The sequence below is a fragment of the Nocardioides sp. Z30_9 genome, assembly GCF_058215735.1.
The window spans coordinates 400631-417858 of sequence record NZ_JBZAJF010000001.1; the positions used below are offsets into that span (position 1 = coordinate 400631).

Annotated in this window: 17 protein-coding genes; 12 read left to right on the plus strand and 5 right to left on the minus strand. The window is 70.5% G+C overall.

The annotated features are described in order from the left end of the window. Positions 1-55 precede the first annotated feature (55 nt). Entirely contained in the window at positions 56-934 is an 879-nt protein-coding gene (locus AC4BGB_RS02025; protein ID WP_490544297.1) for an SDR family oxidoreductase, read from the minus strand. A 178-nt stretch (positions 935-1112) separates the two neighbouring features. On the opposite strand from AC4BGB_RS02025, the gene AC4BGB_RS02030 reads away from it, so the two are divergent. From AC4BGB_RS02030 to AC4BGB_RS02040, 3 genes are read left to right on the plus strand one after another with little or no spacing between them, the layout of a single operon-like run. Next, complete coding sequence (locus AC4BGB_RS02030) at positions 1113-2327, plus strand: acyl-CoA dehydrogenase family protein (protein ID WP_490544298.1); 1215 nt, start codon at positions 1113-1115, stop codon at positions 2325-2327. An 8-nt stretch (positions 2328-2335) separates the two neighbouring features. Then, on the plus strand, positions 2336-3460 hold the full coding sequence (locus tag AC4BGB_RS02035) for an acyl-CoA dehydrogenase family protein (RefSeq protein ID WP_490544299.1): 1125 nt from the start codon (positions 2336-2338) through the stop codon (positions 3458-3460). Next, positions 3457-5031: an AMP-binding protein gene (locus tag AC4BGB_RS02040; RefSeq protein ID WP_490544300.1), complete on the plus strand. Its 1575-nt coding sequence runs from the start codon at positions 3457-3459 to the stop codon at positions 5029-5031. The genes AC4BGB_RS02035 and AC4BGB_RS02040 overlap by 4 nt, the downstream gene beginning before the upstream one ends. 148 nt (positions 5032-5179) lie before the next feature. On the opposite strand, the gene AC4BGB_RS02045 is transcribed toward AC4BGB_RS02040, so the two are convergent. Continuing rightward, a complete protein-coding gene (locus AC4BGB_RS02045) occupies positions 5180-6451 on the minus strand; it encodes an HNH endonuclease signature motif containing protein (protein ID WP_490544301.1) in 1272 nt (423 codons plus the stop codon). A gap of 254 nt (positions 6452-6705) precedes the next feature. Here AC4BGB_RS02045 and AC4BGB_RS02050 point away from each other — a divergent pair, with 254 nt between their 5' ends. Further along, positions 6706-7317, plus strand: a complete 612-nt coding sequence (locus AC4BGB_RS02050) for an MBL fold metallo-hydrolase (RefSeq protein WP_490544302.1) — start codon at positions 6706-6708, stop codon at positions 7315-7317. Between the two features lie 222 nt (positions 7318-7539). Here the strand turns inward: AC4BGB_RS02050 and AC4BGB_RS02055 are convergent, their stop codons facing one another. After that, the gene (locus AC4BGB_RS02055; RefSeq protein ID WP_490544303.1) at positions 7540-8034 is read right to left on the minus strand and encodes a DUF3995 domain-containing protein; all 495 of its coding nucleotides are present in this window, start codon (positions 8032-8034) and stop codon (positions 7540-7542) included. Positions 8035-8109: 75 nt separating this feature from the next. On the opposite strand from AC4BGB_RS02055, the gene AC4BGB_RS02060 reads away from it, so the two are divergent. Next, positions 8110-8610, plus strand: coding sequence for a DUF1990 domain-containing protein (locus AC4BGB_RS02060; protein WP_490544304.1), 501 nt, complete (start codon positions 8110-8112; stop codon positions 8608-8610). Between the two features lie 11 nt (positions 8611-8621). Here the strand turns inward: AC4BGB_RS02060 and AC4BGB_RS02065 are convergent, their stop codons facing one another. After that, the gene (locus AC4BGB_RS02065) at positions 8622-9125 is read right to left on the minus strand and encodes a hypothetical protein (RefSeq protein WP_490544305.1); all 504 of its coding nucleotides are present in this window, start codon (positions 9123-9125) and stop codon (positions 8622-8624) included. 9 nt (positions 9126-9134) lie between these two features. Beyond that, positions 9135-9764, minus strand: coding sequence for a TIGR03086 family metal-binding protein (locus AC4BGB_RS02070; RefSeq protein WP_490546771.1), 630 nt, complete (start codon positions 9762-9764; stop codon positions 9135-9137). A gap of 128 nt (positions 9765-9892) precedes the next feature. On the opposite strand from AC4BGB_RS02070, the gene bsh reads away from it, so the two are divergent. The 7 genes from bsh (at position 9893) to AC4BGB_RS02105 (ending at position 17135) form a co-directional block, all read left to right on the plus strand. Continuing rightward, positions 9893-10840 carry a choloylglycine hydrolase gene (gene bsh, locus AC4BGB_RS02075; protein ID WP_490544306.1) on the plus strand — a complete coding sequence of 316 codons (948 nt, stop codon included), beginning with the start codon at positions 9893-9895 and terminating at the stop codon, positions 10838-10840. Between the two features lie 88 nt (positions 10841-10928). After that, on the plus strand, positions 10929-13487 hold the full coding sequence (locus AC4BGB_RS02080; protein ID WP_490544307.1) for a helix-turn-helix transcriptional regulator: 2559 nt from the start codon (positions 10929-10931) through the stop codon (positions 13485-13487). A 64-nt stretch (positions 13488-13551) separates the two neighbouring features. Continuing rightward, positions 13552-13998, plus strand: a complete 447-nt coding sequence (locus AC4BGB_RS02085; RefSeq protein ID WP_490544308.1) for a cupin domain-containing protein — start codon at positions 13552-13554, stop codon at positions 13996-13998. Next, positions 13995-14453: a hypothetical protein gene (locus AC4BGB_RS02090; RefSeq protein WP_490544309.1), complete on the plus strand. Its 459-nt coding sequence runs from the start codon at positions 13995-13997 to the stop codon at positions 14451-14453. Before AC4BGB_RS02085 ends, AC4BGB_RS02090 begins: the two co-directional genes overlap by 4 nt. A 103-nt stretch (positions 14454-14556) precedes the next feature. After that, entirely contained in the window at positions 14557-15453 is an 897-nt protein-coding gene (locus tag AC4BGB_RS02095; protein WP_490544310.1) for an arginase family protein, read from the plus strand. A 337-nt stretch (positions 15454-15790) separates the two neighbouring features. Continuing rightward, complete coding sequence (locus AC4BGB_RS02100; protein ID WP_490544311.1) at positions 15791-16603, plus strand: hypothetical protein; 813 nt, start codon at positions 15791-15793, stop codon at positions 16601-16603. Then, positions 16596-17135 carry a PIN domain-containing protein gene (locus AC4BGB_RS02105; RefSeq protein WP_490544312.1) on the plus strand — a complete coding sequence of 180 codons (540 nt, stop codon included), beginning with the start codon at positions 16596-16598 and terminating at the stop codon, positions 17133-17135. The genes AC4BGB_RS02100 and AC4BGB_RS02105 overlap by 8 nt, the downstream gene beginning before the upstream one ends. Positions 17136-17228 lie beyond the last annotated feature (93 nt).

The following is a 17228-nucleotide window of genomic DNA, read 5'->3' on the forward strand; positions in this document are numbered from 1 at the left end:
CCTCTCCATCCGTGCTCGTCGAACCTGGTGGATCGAACGTCAAAACAAGAACAGGTTATAGTTTTTGGCGTAGCGAGGCCAGCCTTCCGGGCCGCTGTCCCACCTCTGCCGCCGAGGCCCGGGCCGCCTGGAGCTTGCGCTGCTTGGCCACGAACCGGATCGACATCTGCTGGGTCGTGCGCGGTGCGAGCCGGCCGACCAGCCAGGTCACCCGGGCGGTGCGCGGCGTCACCAGCAGCGCCCGGTTCGCCGCCACGGCGGCGAGCACCTCCGCGGCGAGGACGTCGGGGTCGTGCGGGCGTCGTACGCCTTGGCCCTTGAGGAAGTAGTCGCGCCCGTGGAACCGCCCGACGGCGCCCTTGTCCAGGATCGGGGTGTCCACCGCCGAGGGGCACACAGCCGTGACGCCGACCCCCTTGGCGGCCGCCTCGGAGCGCAGCGCGAGCGAGAGCCCGACCACCGCGTGCTTGGTCATCACGTAGCTGGTCAGCAGGCCGGCCGCCATCAGGCCGCCCATCGAGGCGGTGTTGACGATGTGACCGCTCCCCTGCCGCACCATCACCGGGTACGCCGCCGCCACGCCGTGCACCACGCCGCGGATGTTCACGTCGATGATCGAGTCCCAGTGCGCCAGGGTGAGCTCCTCGGTCTCGCCGCCCAGCGAGATGCCCGCGTTGTTGAAGATCAGGTCCAGGCGACCGTGCTCGGCGACGACGCCGTCGACCGCGGCCTGCACCGCCGCCGCATCGGTCACGTCGAGGGTCAGGGCCCGCGCGTTCGGAGACCCCGCGGCCGCACGCTCGGCGGCCTCGGCGTCGATGTCGGCGCAGACCACGTGGGCACCGGCGGAGGCCAGGGCTCGAGTGAGGGAGAGTCCGATGCCGGAGCCGGCCCCGGTCACGATGGCGGTCTTGCCGCGCAGGTCCTGGCTCATGAGTTCCTGACATCTGTGAGGTATTCCTGACACCTGTCAACTTAAGGCGCAGGTCGCACCCTGGCAACGGTTCCGAGAAACAAGAACAGGTTATAGTTTTGCGCCGGTGCCGATTTGCCGTCTTTCTGCCGGCGGCGTCGTCCCCGAACCGTGTCAGGAACCCGTGTCAGGAGCCCCCATGCACATTGCGCTGAGCGCCGAGCAGGAGGCGTTGCGCGCAGAGCTGCGTGACTACTTCGCGGAGCTGGTCACCCCGGAGCGACGTACCGCCCTGGCCGCAGCCACGAGCGACTTCGGCGCCAGTGACGGCGACGCCGAGGGCGGCGAGTTCGGCGACGCCGACGTCTACCGCGAGGTGATCCGCCAGGTCGGTCACGACGGGTGGCTCGGCATCGGCTGGCCCGAGGAGTGGGGCGGCCAGAACCGCTCGATGATGGACCAGCTGATCTTCACCGACGAGGCGGCGATCGCCGGCGTACCGATCCCCTACCTGACGCTGAACACCGTCGGCCCCACGATCATGCGCTTCGGCACCGACGCGCAGAAGCAGGAGATGCTGCCCAAGATCCTCAAGGGCGAGATGCACTTCTCGATCGGGTACTCCGAGCCCGAGTCCGGGACCGACCTCGCCAGCCTGAAGACGCGGGCGCGCCTCGAGGGCGACGAGTGGGTGATCAACGGCCAGAAGATGTGGACCTCGCTGATCCAGTACGCCGACTACATCTGGCTCGCCTGCCGCACCGATCCCGACCTGCCCCGCCACAAGGGGCTCTCGATGATCCTGGTGCCGGCCGATGCACCCGGCTTCTCCTACACCCCGGTGCACACGGTCGCCGGCGTCGGGACCAGCGCCACCTACTACGAGGACGTGCGGGTGCCGCACGACAACCTCGTCGGCGAGCTCAACGGCGGCTGGGCGCTGATGACCAACCAGCTCAACCACGAGCGGGTGGCGCTGACCTCCGCCGCCCCGGTGACCCACTCCATCGCGCTGGTCACCGACTGGGCCCAGCAGACCCGCAACTCCGACGGGTCCCGGGTGATCGACTCCGAGTGGGTCCAGGTCCTGCTCGGACGTGCGCGCGCCCGGGCCGACATGCTCAAGCTGCTGAACTGGCAGCTCGCCTCCGCGACCAAGGACCTCTCCCCCGCCGACGCCTCGGCGACGAAGGTCTACGGCTCCGAGATGGCCACCGAGGTCTACCGCTCCCTGATGGAGGTGGTCGGGCCCAAGTCGCTGGTGGCCGGCTCCTCCCCGGGCGCCGTGCTGCGGGGCCGGCTGGAGCGCTACTACCGGTCCTCGCTGGTGATGACCTTCGGTGGCGGCACCAACGAGATCCAGCGCGACATCATCGGGTACGTCGGACTCGGCCTCCCGGCCGCGAAGCGATAGGCAGCTCCATGGACTTCAGCCAGACCCCGGACGGCGTCGAGGCCGCAGAGCTCGCGGCGGTCATCCTCGACAAGCACTGCACCCCCGACGCGCTCAAGGCGGTCGAGAACGCGGCAGCGCGGTTCGACCACGACCTGTGGCGCCGCTTCGCCGACTCGGGGCTGATCTCGCTCACGATCCCCGAGGAGCACAACGGTGCCGGGCTCGGCGTGCTCGAGCTGTGCAGCGTGCTCGTGGAGGTCGGCCGCAAGGTCGCCCCGCTCCCGCTCGGGGCGCACGCCGTCACCGGGATGGCGATCAGCCGGTTCGGCTCGGTCACCCAGCAGGCGCGCTGGCTGCCGGTGGCCGGCCTCGGCGAGTTCATCCTCACCTCGGCCCTGTCCGAGGACCGCGAGTTCGCCCCGGCCGTGCCGATCACCCGGGCCGACAACGACGGCTCCCACTGGCTGCTGACCGGCAGCAAGGTCGTCGTACCGTCCGGCCCGCTGGCGGACCTCTTCCTGGTCCCGGCCGAGACGACCAACGGGCTCACCGTGTTCCTGGTGCACTCCGACGACCCCGGCGTGGCGGTGGTGCCGCAGCAGCTGAGCGGCAACGAGGTCGCGGCGCGGCTGGAGCTGGACCGGGCCTCGCTGCCGCTGGACCGGGTGCTGGGCACCATCGGCGACGGGCTGGAGATCTCCGAGTGGCTCTCCCGGCACCTGACGCTGGCCCTGTGCGCCGAGCAGCTCGGCACGCTGGAGGGCGCCCTGTCCCTCACCGCGGAGTACGCGAAGACCCGGGAGCAGTTCGGCCGGCCCATCGGCACGTTCCAGGCCGTCTCCCAGCGTCTCGCGGACGGCTACATCGACGTGCTGGGTGCGCGCCTGACGATGTGGCAGGCCGCGTGGAAGCTGAGTCAGGGCCTCGACGCGCTCGAGGACCTGGCGACCGCGAAGCTGTGGTCGGCCGACGCCGGGCACCGGGTCGCGCACACCACCGTGCACGTCCACGGCGGCGTCGGCATCGACCTCGACGGCGAGGCGCACCGCTACTTCACCGCAGCCAAGCGCAACGAGTTCGCCCTGGGTGGCACCACCGAGCACGCGCGGGCCCTCGGTGCGCTGATGGCGGCGGAGACCCCCTCCGCATGAGCACGATCCGCGACGCCCTGTGCCGGCGGCTCGCGGACGACCGGCCCGCCCTCCTGGCGGGGGACGAACGCTGGACCTGGCGCGAGTACGTCGAGCAGGCAGCCCGGCGCTCGCGCGTCCTCGGCGGGCTGCTCGACGAGGCCCGCCCACCGCACGTGGGGCTGCTGCTCGACAACACCCCGGAGATGGCCTTCCAGCTGGCCGCGGCCGGGCTGGGCACGCACGTCGCCGTCGGGCTGAACACCACCCGGCGCGGCGACTCGCTTCTCGCCGACATCATCAAGGCCGACTGCCAGCTCGTGCTCGCCGATCCGCGGCACCTGCCCCTGCTCGATGACCTCGACCTGTCCGGCGTACGCGTGATCCGCAGCGATGACCCCGACTGGGTGCGGGCGGTGACCGTGGCGGACGCGGTCGCGCCGGAGGCCGCGCCGGAGCCGGACTCGCTGTTCATGCTGATCTTCACCTCGGGCACGAGCGGGAGCCCGAAGGCCGTGCGGATCACCCACGAGAAGGTGACCTATCCCGGCGGCTACCTCGTCGAGCGGCTCGGCCTGAGCGGTGACGACGTCTACTACGTGTCGATGCCGCTGTTCCACAGCAACGCGGTGATGGCCGGCTGGGCACCCGCGCTGGTCACCGGGGGCACGGTCGCGCTGGCGGAGAGGTTCTCGGCGCACCAGGTCCTCCCCGACCTGCGGCGGTACGGCGCGACGTACCTCAACTACGTCGGCAAGCCGCTCGCCTACGTGCTGGCCACCCCCGAGCAGCCCGACGACGCGGACAACCCGCTGCGGCTGGCGTTCGGCAACGAGGCCGGGGACCGTGACATCGCGGCGTTCGCGAAGCGGTTCGGCTGCCGCGTGATCGACGGGTTCGGCTCCACCGAGAACGCCATCGTGATCTCCCGGATCCCCGGCACCCCCGCGGGGTCGCTGGGCCAGCCGCTGGCGGGCGTCGCCGTGCTGGACCGGGAGACGGGGCACGAGTGCCCGCGCGCCACCTTCGACGACACCGGCCGGGTGACCAACCTCGACGAGGCCACCGGCGAACTCGTCAACACCACCGGCGGCGGCCAGTTCGCCGGCTACTACAACGACGACGCCGCCACCGCCGAGCGGCTGCGCGACGGCATGTACTGGAGCGGCGACCTCGCCTACCGCGACGCCGACGGCTGGGTCTACTACGCCGGCCGCACCGCCGACTGGCTCCGCGTCGACGGCGAGAACCTCGCCGCCGCCCCCATCGAGCGCATCCTGGTCCGCCACCCCGCGATTGCCCAGGCAGCGGTGTACGCCGTCCCCGACCCGCGCTCGGGCGACCAGCTCGTCGCAGCGCTGGTGCTCGCCGATTCGCTCGACCCCGGCACCTTCGAGCAGTTCCTCTCCGAGCAACCGGACCTCGGCCCCAAGCAGCGCCCGCGCTTCGTCCGGATCCTCGACGAGCTTCCCCGCACCGCGACCAACAAGGTCCTCAAGCGGGAGCTGAAGGCGGAGGGACTGGGAAGCGAGGGCGTGGTCTGGGAGCGGGAAGAGCGCGGTACGGCGTACACGGTTGCTGGGATGGGTTGAGCAACCCGACGCCAGGAATGTCTATCGCGCCGACCCGCCTACGAGGTGGCGAGGCGCTCCACAACCTCCGTCACCTCACCGCGCATGCCCGCCCTTCCAAACGCCCGGCGCTGGCTCGGGCGCTGACCAGCCGGAATCTCCGAGCCGGTCACTCCCGCCGATGAAACCGCACCTTCCCGTTGGGGAGCCGTTCCGTCCGATACGCCGGGTCGTGCACCCTGCGGTGGTGGTGCGGACACAACAGCCGGCCAGTCTCCACGTTGGTGTGCCCGCCGTCGGCCCAGCGTTTGTCGTGGTGGGCGTGGCAGAGGCCGGGTGGGGTTTCGCAGTGCTCTGCGGTGCAGCCACCGTCGCGGACTCCCATTGCCAGGCGCATGGCTTCGCTGTGCAGCCGCCGACGTCGCCCTACGTCGAGGACCTGGCTCTTCCCGCCGAGGACCATCGGGATGATCCCGGCGCGGCAGGCGAGGCGGCGGGCCTCGCTCGCTGAGATACGCCCGCCGGTGTCCAGGGTGCACACGCCGGCGGCATCGAGGCGACCCATCAGCTGGTCCAGGGTCATGGTGACCACGATGGTGGCGCCGCAGCCGCCGGTCTGGGGCAGTGACTTCGCCGGGACGGCTTCGAGCAGCTGGGTGAACGCGATCCCGTGCCGGACCGGGGTGGGGAGGTCGGGGTCGATCCCGGTCTGGTCCACGGTGACGGCCCGGGACGGGGACGTGAGCGCGAGGATCATCTTGGTGAGGATCTGACCGTGCAGAGCGGGGATCCGGAACCGTCCGTGGCAGGTGCCTTCATCGTCCTCGTGCATCGACAATGTCGTACGCCGCAGCGCCTCTGCCTCCTCGCGCTCCAGCGCCCGGCCCTCGAACTCCTCGGCCAGTGCGGGGGCGATCACCTCGAACAGGTGCCGGCCCAGCAGCCGCAGCATCTTGGCGTCGTGATCCGCAGCCAGTCCGACGAGATGCGCCTCCGCAGCAACCCGCTGCTCGGCCGAGACCGCGAACGGGCCGGTGCGGGGCAGGCGGTCCAGGGACGCGACGATCGCTCGGGCCTGGGGCAGGTTCACCTCGCCGGACGCCAACGCGGCGGCGAGGACTTCGTGGTCCTCCAGCTTCAGGGCGAGCTTCAGGTCAGAGCGAGCGTCGCGGCGGGTCTGGTGAGTCTCGACCGCGAGCCAGTCGGCGGCGGTCGCGGCGCCGGTGTCCACGGTGGCCTCGCTGTGCTCGGCCTCGGCGAGCAGCCGAAGACGGAGCGAGTCGAGCTGAGCACTGGCATCGGAGAGCTCCACCAGGGCCTCTCGCTTCTCCGACGCCGTCATCGACCAAAGCGGGGTCGAGGCCAGCGAATCGAGCCGCCCCTTCAGCCGGTGGGCGAAGTCGACCACCGGGTGGAGGTGGTCGACCGGCTGGCTGCTCATAGTGAAATCCAAGCACCGAGCACTGACAACAATGGGCCTCTGACCTGCGGTTTTGACCAAAATGCGGTAGTCCTCGAAAGAAATGTTTCTCGGCTTCTCGAGGACTACCGTGGTGCGCGATGACTTCCGCGCGGTCGTGGGGTCCAGACGTCGAGAGCCGCGCCCAGCGGCGTACACATGCACGGGAGCTGAGGGCGATGAGTGAGTCACGACCCCGCACAGACCAGACCGCGAGCGGGAGCTCGGCGCCGACCGTGACCCCGGTACTCGTGGCCGAGCTGCTCGCCGAGGACGAGCGGATGCCGGTCTACGTCCACGTGATCGACCATCCCGAGGCGCGCGTACTGGTCGACACCGGGATGACGGAGCTGCACCCGGCGGTGGCCGACATGGATCCACGCCTGACCCCACTGAGCACGCAGGCCGACTTCGACCTGGACAGCATCGACATCGTCGTCAACACCCACCTGCACTTCGACCACTGTGGCGGCAACCGCCTCTTCGCCGGCAAGCCGATCTACGTCCAGCGCGTCGAGCTCGACGACGCACGCAGCAAGGACGACTACACGATCCGCGAATGGGTCGAGGCGCCCGGCGTGGAGTACGTCGCGGTCGACGGCGAGCACGAGCTGCTGCCGGGGATCCGGCTGGTCCCGACCCCGGGGCACACGCGTGGCTCGCAGGTGGTCGTCATCGAGACGGGCGGGCAACCAGTCGTCGTCTGCGGCGACACGGCGGTCTTCCACGGAGAGCTGGACGAGCCGAGCACCGAAGGCCAGCGGCTGGTCCGCGCGCTCGACCCTGCGGAGGTCTGGCTCTCGCACGAGCACGAGCCGTGGCGTCCACAGGTCGAGCAGGGCGGGTGACGCGGCGAAACCGTGGGGCCGCCCGATAGCTGATCGAGCGCCGAATACCCACCGGAAGCGAACACGTCCGATACCTGCTGACCTCTCCCCCATCGTCCGCGAACGCCATCCTGAACCCCGATGGCTCCGTCTCAAACGGTAGGGACGAGGACATCGACGCTGCCCATGGCTGGGTCATGTCAGCACTCCGGCGAGGAAGCGGTGCCCGCCGGGAGGCGATCCCTACCGCGATCCAGTGGTGTGCTCTCGCACGTGGTCAGGACCCCGTGCGGTGGGCCCCCTTCGAAGCCCGAGGAGGATGAGAATGCCCCAGAGCAGGAACAGCGGATCCCACAGCGCGGCGTGGCCGATCATCGCGTCCCGGTCGTAGCCATCGGATGAGGTCACGACTCCGCCCAGGACGAGCCAGGCCACGGCTGCGTTCACGCCGCCGTACAAGACGAGAAGCCAGGCACCTGCGCGGCACAGCGTTCGCCATACCCGGGGCGCCGGCAGTCGACCTGAGGCGAGCAGCAATGGAACTGCCGCCGCCGCGAGCTTGAGCACACCGACAGCCGTCAGACCCAGACCAGCGACGACGGGCCTCGTGTCCACCAACGTCACTGCCCAGGGGCCCACGGTGGCCAGCAGTGCTCTCCCGCCCACCGCCCAGTACAGGCTGAAGCCGGCGTGGATCCCACCAGCCAGGGCAGCGGCCCACAAGAATCGCCTGCTCATCACACGACGGTAGGTCCAGTCACGGCGCCAGCGGATCAGGGATGACCCCGATCCGGGAGGTGCGAGGATGCGCCCGTGGAGCCCGACCTGCTGACCAGCCGAGAAGTCGCTGCACTGGAACAGCAGGAACTGACGTACGCCGAGGTGGGCGCCTCGCTCGGGAGACTGCCTCGCGGTTATGCGCACCTGCAGCGCTACCGAGTCCTGGGCAGCGGCTCCGCCAGGTTCGAGGAGGCTTCCCGCACGTTGCTGGGGTGGGACATGCACCGCAGGGCCGGGCTGGCCGTTCGCCCCTCGAGCCCCGACATCGTCGAAGGCGCTGTCGCGGTGCTGCGCATCGGCTGGTCGCGACTCGGCCTGGACGCACCGGTGCGTGTGGTGGAGGTCATCGACGAGCCACGGCATCGCGGTTTCGCCTACGGCACCTTGCCCGGGCACCCCGAGCGCGGCGAGGAGGCCTTCGTCGTCGAGCTGCGCGAGGACGGGCAGGTGCAGTTCACGATCACTGCGTTCTCTCGGCCGGCGTCCTTGCTCACGAAGCTCGGTGGCCCCGTCAGCGCAGGCGTCCAGAGCTGAATGACGAACCGCTATCTGCGTTCGGTCTGAGCCTCGGCCAGCTCCTTGAGAGTGAGCAGTTGCTTGCGCGCCATCACGAGATCGTCGACCGCGAACAGCGGTCCGAGCGCGCGCCCGTTGTGCGCGGCGAGCTTCAACAGGAGCCGGGTCACCCGCCCAGTGCCCTCCAGGACGTAGGACATGTGAACGCCCATGATCTTGGCCGTCAGGTGGACTCCGGGCTCCACCGCCACGATGGTCCCCAGTGGACGGCCCGCGGTGGCGCTGAACGGCTCGCCGGCCTCGGGCTCGGCCAGTCCACGGAGCTCACGAGGCGAGCGCCGGCCGCGGTTGTCGATCCAGTCATAGGAGTAGGGCGCGAGCCTGATCTGTGCGATCCAGGGCCACACCACGTCGGGCGAGGCGTTGACGGTGACCCCGCGCCAGGCCTGCCACGCGGGGTTCGGGACCAGGTCGTCGCACGGGTAGCGCATGGACACCTCGGCGGGCGTCACACCCCAGCGGTCGCCGATCATCAATCGATCCTAGGTCGCGGGCGGCGGAGCCCAGTAAGGGTCGCGACCCAAGAATGCGACCAGCCGCGTTTCAGGGTCGGCGTCCCCCTGCACCTCGACGCGAGGTCCGAAGTGCCCGCTGTCCCTCAGCAGCTGGTCGATGGGCTCCATCTCGGCGAGCAGTGACTCGCATCGCTCCGGGTCGAGTGCCGGCACCTGACCGGTCGCCATGGCCAGATCCCACGCGTGGTTGAACACGTCGGGCGTGAAGAACCGCGAGACCGCTTGGTCGAGCGGCACCCCACCGAAGTTCGGGTCGGGGGGCACGAGTGCGGCGGAAGCGGGGTCTTCGAGCAGCGAGATCACCCCTCCTGCGAAGACCCGCCAAGCCGCACCAGGGTCCGTCTCAGCCGAGGGACCAGCCGGGAGCGCCAGGTCCAAGTCATGCACGAGTGCCGGGAACCACCCGATCAGGTGACCGACGACGTCGCGTGCCTTCCACCCGGCCACTGGCGTGGGGGCATCCCACTGGTCGGAGCGGACCGCGTCCACGATCTCGCTGAACCGACCCCCGATCTCACGAAACTCTTCAGCTGGTGTCATGCAGGTGAGACTGCCTGACGGCTGGCGAATCATCGCCGCCAGCGCACTTCGCGGCATTTCGTCCGGCGCTACGGTGGAAAGGACTACCACCGGGGCCCGTCGGGTCACGGCGCACCGGACGAGCGAGGTCGGGCGGCGACTGTCACGCGGGGTCGTCGGAGCTCGCCACAGGCAGGGGCAACGACATGTGCACGAGCATCAGGTTCACCGACGCAAGCAGCAATCTCTATCTCGCACGAAACCTCGACTGGACTTTCGGCTACGGCGAGCGGGTGGTGGTGACACCCACTGGGTACGACACGAACTCCCCCTTCGGCGCGGTGCCGCGCATCCAGTACGCCGTCATCGGCATGGGGATCGTGGAGGAGGACACGCCGCTGTACTTCGACTGCGGCAACGATGCCGGCCTGGCCGTGGCGGGCCTCAACTTCCCGGGCTACGCGAGCTACGCGCCGGCGCCACTGGACGGTGCGACGAATGTCGCCGCCTTCGAGTTCCCTCTCTGGGTGGCCTCTCAGTTCGCCAGCGTCGACGAGGTCGAGGCCGCGCTCGGCGATGTCGTCATCGTCGACAAGCCCATCAACGACAAGTACCCGAGCTCGCTGCTGCACTGGATCATCGGCGACTCGGACCGCGCCATCGTGGTGGAGTCCACGAGCGAGGGCCTGCAGGTCTTCGACGACGACGTCGACGTCCTCGCCAACCAGCCGGGTTTCTCGTGGCACCACGAGAACCTGCGCAACTACCTCAACGTGGACCCCGCCTTTCCCGAGGAGATCGTGCTCGGGCGGGCGCATCTGGGCCCGTTCGGCTCGGGGTCGCACATGCGGGGGGTCCCCGGGGACTACTACTCACCGTCCCGGTTCGTGCGCGCGGCGTACGTGAACGCGCACTACCCGGAGAAGGCGAGCGAGGAGGAGAACGTCAGCAGGGCGTTCCACACGCTCCAACAGGTCGCGATGGTCGACGGCAGCGCAGCCATGGGCGACGGCGACTTCGAGAAGACCATCTACACCGGGCTCTACTCGGCGCGGAGCAAGACCTACTACTGGAACACCTATGACGACCCCGCGATCCAGAGAGTCGCGATGACCGACCACGCACCCGACGGAAGCAAGCTCGTCGTCGTCTGACCGGAGCCGGCCCGACGGCGCGCGTCAGGGAAGCAACGCCTGGTCGGCGTGGGTGCGCCGTCCATCCCACGCTGGCTAACCTGAGCCGATGGAGCGGTCGTGGCCGCTGACCGGCCGGGACGAGGAGCTGCGCAGGGTCGTGTCGGCGATCCGGCCCGACGCGGCGGGCATCGTGGTGGCTGGCCCGGCCGGGGTGGGCAAGACCCGGCTCGTCCGCGAGGCGCTGGCTGTCCCCCGGGGGCGCGGCGCGACGGTGGTCTGGGCGCACGGCAGCACGGCCGCCCGGCCGTTCCCGCTCGGCGCCTTCGCCGGTCTCCTCGACGTACCCTCCGGGGACGCCGCCCAGACCGTCGTCCAGACCGTCGCCCGGGCGCTGGACCAGCTCGCCCGGCAGCAGCCGCTGGTGCTGGCCGTCGACGACGCGCACCTGCTCGACGAGCACTCCGCGATCGTGCTGCACCGCGCGGTGCAACGCCGCGTCGCACCGGTCGTGGTCACGCTCCGCAGCGGGGAGCCGGCCCCCGACACGGTGACCTCGGTGTGGAAGGACGACCACCTCCCGCGCCTGGACTTGGCGCCGCTGGACGTCGCCGAGACCACCGGCCTGGTCGCCCGGGTGCTCGGCGGCCCGGTCGACTCGGCCTCCGCGCACCGGTTGTGGACCCTGACCCAGGGCAGCCCGCTGTTCCTGCGGCACCTGCTGGCCGGGGAGGTGTCGGCTGGCCGGTTCACCGCGGCGTCCGGGATCTGGCGATGGACCAGCGAGCCGGCGATCTCCCCGGAGCTGGCCGACCTCCTTGCCCGCGAGATCGGCAGCCTTCCGGCGGGGGTGCACGACGTCGTCGACGTGGTCGCGCTGGCCGAGCCGGTGGCGGTGCCGGCGCTGTCCGCGCTCACCTCACCCACGGACCTGGAGGAGGCCGAGAGCCGAGGGCTGGTGCGCATCGACGGGCATGTCGCCCGGCTGGCGCACCCGCTGTACGGCGAGGTCCGCCGCGCCGCGATGGGCACCCTGCGCGCGCGCCGCCTGCGGGGCCGGGTCGCGCTGACCCTGGACGCAGCACCGGACCCGATCCCCCGCGCCGTGCTCACCCTCGACTCCGACCTGCCACCGGACCCCACGCTGTTCCTGCAGGCCGCCCAGGCGGCAACTGCGGTGTACGACCTGCCCCTGGCCGAGCGGCTGGCCCGCGCGGCTGCCGCCACCGGTGACCCTGCCGCCCGGCTGGTGCACGCCGCAGCGCTGTCCTGGCTCAGCCGCGGCGACGAGGCCGAGGCGCTGCTCACCGAGATCGCCACCCGCGCGCCGGACCCCGGGACCCGCGCGCTGGCACAGCTGCACCGCACCGGCAACCTGCTCTTCACGATGGCCCGTCCCGACGAAGCGCGCCGGGCGCTGGCCGCAGCCGAGGCCACCGGCGTGGCCCCGCTGCACGTCGCCGCGATGTCCATCGCCCTGGCTGCCGCGGTCGGCGACCTCTCGACCGCCCTCGGTCACGGTCGGGCGCTGCTGCGCGAGGAGCTGCCCGACGACCTGGCCCGCATCCTGGTCGCCTCCGGGGTGTCCGCGGGAGCCGCGGTCGCCGGGGACGCCGGACTCCTCGACGAGGCCTCGGCCGTGGGCGGTCTCACCGCGGACCGCGTGCCGACGGTGATTCCCGGGTTCGGGCTCGCGGACTACCAGGTGCTCGGGCACCGCCTCGCCGGGACGCCCGACCGAGCCAGCGACCAGGCCCGCAGGATGCAGGCCGCCTCGGACGACCTCCCGGGCCCGGCCAGGTTGATGGGGCTGGTCGTCACCGGGCATGCCGCCCTTGCCGGTGGCCGGGTCCGCGACGCCCTGGTCCCGCTGCGGGAGGCGTGGGCCGGGCTGGCGGACTCGCGCCACGAGTTCCGGTTCCGCTGCCGCACACTGCTGGTCACGGCCCTGGCGCAGGCAGGCCAGGCTGCGCCGGCCGCTCCCCTGCTGGCCGACCTGGCCGCGGGGCAGCACCCGGCGTACCGGATCTACGCCCCCGACGACCTGCTGGCGCGGGCGTGGGGAGCGGCCGCGGAAGGCGCCACGACCGAGGCGCTCGGCCACGCCGTGGCCGCGGCCGGTCTCGCCCACGAGACCGGCGCCCCTGGCTACGAGGTGCTCGCCTGGCAGAGCGCCGTCCAGCTCGGCGACCCCGAGGCGTGGCCCCACCTCGCGGCGCTCGCCGGGCTGAGCCCTCGCGCCGCGGCGGCCTGCGCCCATGCCCGGGCGTGGGCCGACCAGGACGGGCAGGCGCTACTCGACGCGGCCGATGACTGGGCCCGGCTCGGCGACCTCCTCGCCGCCGGCGACGCGGCGGCGCAGGCGGCCGACGTACGCCGCCGCGAGGGCCGCCAGGGTTCGGCGCTCACCGCCGCGGCCCGCGCCGCGAAGCTGGCCGACCGGTCCGGCGCCCACACCCCGGCCCTGGCGATCGCAGCCCGGCCGCTGCCGCTGACCGCGCGCGAGCGCGAGATCGCCTCGCTGGCCGCCCGGGGGCTGACGAACAAGTCCATCGCCGAGCGGCTGAGCGTGTCGGTGCGCACCGTCGAGGGGCACCTGTACCGCGCAGGCCTCAAGCTGGGCGTCTCCGAGCGCACCGCGCTGGCCGACGTCCTCGGAGTCGAGTAGCGCACTACTCGCCCCCCTGCCCCTCCCCCGGCGGATGCTGAATCTCCCGACCCGAGGAGGAACCATGAGCACCACCCACATCCGGCCCGGAGAGGGCCGGCACTACCCGATGATCGACGGCGACCACATCGCGAAGGCCACCGTCCAGGACGCCGCCGGGGCCTTCGAGGTCTTCGAGGTGGTCGCGCCGGCCGCGCCGATGGCGCCCCCGCACGTGTCGCCGTGGACCGGCGTGCTGTTCCTGCTGGAGGGCAGGGTCAACGCGCTCGTCGACGGCACGACCTACGACGTCGAGCCGGGCGGCGTGATCGTCTTCCCGGCCGGGACACCGAGCACCTTCGAGGTCGTCAGCGAGTCCGCGCGGTTCGTGGCGATCACCTCCGGCGACGGGGCCGGTCGGTTCTTCGCCGACTTCTCCAGCTCGGTCCCGGCTGACCGGCCGGTCGAGGACTCGATGGCGGAGATCATGTCGGTGACCAGCCGCCACGGTGTCCAGCTCGTCGGTGCGTGAGCCCGATGCGCTTCGAGGTGGACACCCTCGCGTCGCCCGAGCAGGTCCTGGGGGCCCTGACCGACTTCACCGAACGTCGTACCCAGATCTGGAGCCGCACCCTCGACCCGAAGGCCTACGAGGTGCGCGCACTCGGAGACACCTGGGCGGTGGCGAGGGAGAGCACCGCCGGATCGCCGTTCTGGGTCGTCTCCCGCTACGACTGGTCCGATCCCGACGTGCTCCGGATGACGGTCGAGGACAGCAGCTGGGGTGGGTCCGGCACGGGATCGGTCCGAGCCGTCGCCGCGGACGGCGGTGGCAGCCACGTGTACGTCGAGTGGACGCACACCGGCGTCACCCGCACCCGCGACAAGGTCGCGCTGGCGTTGTTCCACACTCCGCCGGTGAGGCGGTTGATCGCCCGCCTCTGGGTCAAGGCCCTGAACCGGTACGCCGAGTCGGACTTCGCCTAGCCCGCCGGCAGCCACCGTGCGATCGGAGTCCGAGACGCCAGGCCCCACACCGGTCCGGGGAACCCCCTTGCTGCGTTCCGGGACACGGATGTAGGTGTGGGACGTGGCCACGCTCACCGTCCTCGGCTATCCCAGCAGCGCAGGCGCCTACTGCCTCGGCACCGAGCAGGCGCCCGCGGCTCTGCGCGCAGCCGGACTGCTCGACGCGCTCGAGGCCGCCGGGCACACGGTCACCGATGCAGGCGACCTGCGGGAGCGCCGCTGGCGCCCGGACCGCGATCGTCCGCTGGCCCAGAACCTCGACGAGGAGGTGGACGCGCTCCGCGAGCTCGCCGAGCGGGCCGCCGCCCTGATCGCGCCGGGCGAGCGCCTGTTGGTGATCGGCGGCAGCTGCACCGTCGCGCTGGGCGTGTGCGCCGCCGCCGAGCGGGCGCGAATCGAACCCGGCCTGATCTACATCGACCGCCACCTCGACCTGAACACCCCCGCCTCGACCTCGCAGGGATCACTGAGCTGGATGGGCATGGCGCACGCCTTGAACCTCGAGGGAACGGCCAGGGAGCTCGTCGAGGTAGGGCATCGGTCGCCCCTGCTGCGGCCGGACCAGCTGAGCTATCTCGGAGTGGACCTGGGCGCCACCACGGACTGGGAGCGCACCCAGGCCACGGAGCTCGACCTGTCCGTCGTACCCCAGGACGAGCTGGTCGCGGCCCCGGAAAGCGCAGCGGAAAAGGCGAGGCAGGCACTGCCCGCGGGCGCGTTTCTCGTCCATGTCGACGTCGACGTCCTGGACTTCCTGGACGCCCCGATCGCGGAGGACACCAACGGGCGCAACAGCGGCCCCACCCTCGCGCAGCTCGGACTGGCCCTGGCACACCTGTGGCGAGACCCCGACTGCCTGGGCGTCTCGGTCGGCCAGATCGTCCCGGCGCACGCGGCGTCCGACCCCACGTCCCTGGCGCGCCTGATTCAGGCGCTCACGCCGCCTGGGGATTTGTGAGGGAGCATTCCGGACCCAAACGCAACCTCCCAAGACGTCGCCGCGCGATGGCGCGTCACAGCACCCAGAATGACGCGACCTCATCTTCACGCGCTGCACCGCTCAGTCTTGGAATTGGACAGGCTCCACGCCGCCAATTCGTGAACTCACCGCCAAGGGCCCTTGGCAAGAGGCGCGGCCTGTGCATGACGAGCGTTGTGATGTCCTGACGAACCGGCGGCGCACGCTCCGCCAATGCGCTCGGCGGGAATCCACCCCACAGGTCCTCGAACTCGCCGATGACGGTAACGCAGCGAATCGGGTGACGGGTAGCCCACTCGGCGCTACCGTGCGTCTCATGACAGCGGTCTCGGCGATAGAGGTTCGAATCACCCAGGGTGATCGCGAGCCAGATGTCGGTCGCTTCACCTCCACGTTGACGCGACTCGCGAAGGCGCTGGATGAGATCGACCGCGTCGCGATAGTCGATCGCGTGCCGCGACCGAACTGGGTCGTCAACGACCTCACGCACCAGAGACGAGAGTTTAAGGTCCGGCTCACCGCGGCCGCCAGCCCACGCGATCGTGCAAGCCTGATGATGCCCGTGACTGCACTTGTCAATGGTGTGCGTGCACTTCAGCAGGCACCGGAGTTGCCAGAGTTCTACTCCGAGACGACGGTGCATCGCCTCATCAGTGTCGCAATGCCACGCGACGGAATCCACGAGGTTTCCCTGGCAGTGGTCAACGGCCGTGTGGGCGAGCACGTGCCGCTAAGCCAGGAAGTCGTCGCGAACGCTCGGTCTGCAGTGCGGCAGGCCGAGGTATCCATCGGCTCCATCACAGGCAGCCTTGACGCGATCAAGAAGGTCCGCAGCGGTGTGCGAGCCACTATCTACGACCCGGTCCGACACCGCGCCGTGACCTGCTCGGCAGGACTTGGCATGGCCGACGACATCCGAAAGGCCTGGAATCACCGGGTCACGCTGCGAGGCAGGATCACCCGAAACGCTTACGGCCAGCCGATCCGCATGACGGTGGGCGGCATCGAGGTCCTTCCCGACGACGACTCGGGTCGTGGTCCTGTACGCGAACTGTACGGCGCACTGCCCGACATGACCGGTGGGCTATCGGTGACCGAGTTCCTCAACCAGGAGCGTCGCCGTGCCTAAAAGCAAGAAGAGGGTCGAGCCCCCTCTGGTGTATCTCGACACCGACATCTATGTGGACTTGCTCACCCTCAACAACGAGTTGCACCCCGAGGACGGGCGGCCGCGACATGTAGTGGCCAAGGAGGTCTTCGACGCCGTCGCCAACGGCGACATCCAGTTGGCGGCGTCCTCGCTCACCGAGGCCGAGACCGGATGCAACGCCTCATCCAAGGCCAAAGACAAGAAGCATGTCCAAGAACTGCTTATCGGATGGTTCACGGCTCGCTCAACGACCTGGATCGAAGTCGACCGTCACCTCGCACGCGAGGCGGTACGCCTCTTTGCTGAGTGGAGAAACAAGAACGCCGTCGCGACAAAGAAAATCAGCACGGCGGACGCCGTCCACCTCGCCGCTGCCGTCGCGGTCAGGAGCGACTTCTTCATGACCTACGACGGCGGTCAACCCATTGGCCAGACCGTCGAGGGCGTCCAAGTCATCCGTCCCAAGGTGGTCTGGCAGCAAGACCTCTGGGCCAGTGCGTCGGGCGAGTAGACCGGTCCTGCTACGTGTCTCAAGTTGGCGGTTCCTCTCGGCGATGTCGTCATCCAGGAACTAGTCGGGGATCCCCCGTGCGGTCAGCTCTCG

Coding starts and splice junctions, on each gene's coding strand:
- AC4BGB_RS02025 (WP_490544297.1), bottom strand. CDS start 934: ATGAGCCAGGACCTGCGCGGCAAGACCGCCATCGTGACCGGGGCCGGC.
- AC4BGB_RS02030 (WP_490544298.1), top strand. CDS start 1,113: ATGCACATTGCGCTGAGCGCCGAGCAGGAGGCGTTGCGCGCAGAGCTG.
- AC4BGB_RS02035 (WP_490544299.1), top strand. CDS start 2,336: ATGGACTTCAGCCAGACCCCGGACGGCGTCGAGGCCGCAGAGCTCGCG.
- AC4BGB_RS02040 (WP_490544300.1), top strand. CDS start 3,457: ATGAGCACGATCCGCGACGCCCTGTGCCGGCGGCTCGCGGACGACCGG.
- AC4BGB_RS02045 (WP_490544301.1), bottom strand. CDS start 6,451: ATGAGCAGCCAGCCGGTCGACCACCTCCACCCGGTGGTCGACTTCGCC.
- AC4BGB_RS02055 (WP_490544303.1), bottom strand. CDS start 8,034: ATGAGCAGGCGATTCTTGTGGGCCGCTGCCCTGGCTGGTGGGATCCAC.
- AC4BGB_RS02065 (WP_490544305.1), bottom strand. CDS start 9,125: ATGATCGGCGACCGCTGGGGTGTGACGCCCGCCGAGGTGTCCATGCGC.
- AC4BGB_RS02070 (WP_490546771.1), bottom strand. CDS start 9,764: ATGCCGCGAAGTGCGCTGGCGGCGATGATTCGCCAGCCGTCAGGCAGT.
- bsh (WP_490544306.1), top strand. CDS start 9,893: ATGTGCACGAGCATCAGGTTCACCGACGCAAGCAGCAATCTCTATCTC.
- AC4BGB_RS02080 (WP_490544307.1), top strand. CDS start 10,929: ATGGAGCGGTCGTGGCCGCTGACCGGCCGGGACGAGGAGCTGCGCAGG.
- AC4BGB_RS02085 (WP_490544308.1), top strand. CDS start 13,552: ATGAGCACCACCCACATCCGGCCCGGAGAGGGCCGGCACTACCCGATG.
- AC4BGB_RS02100 (WP_490544311.1), top strand. CDS start 15,791: ATGACAGCGGTCTCGGCGATAGAGGTTCGAATCACCCAGGGTGATCGC.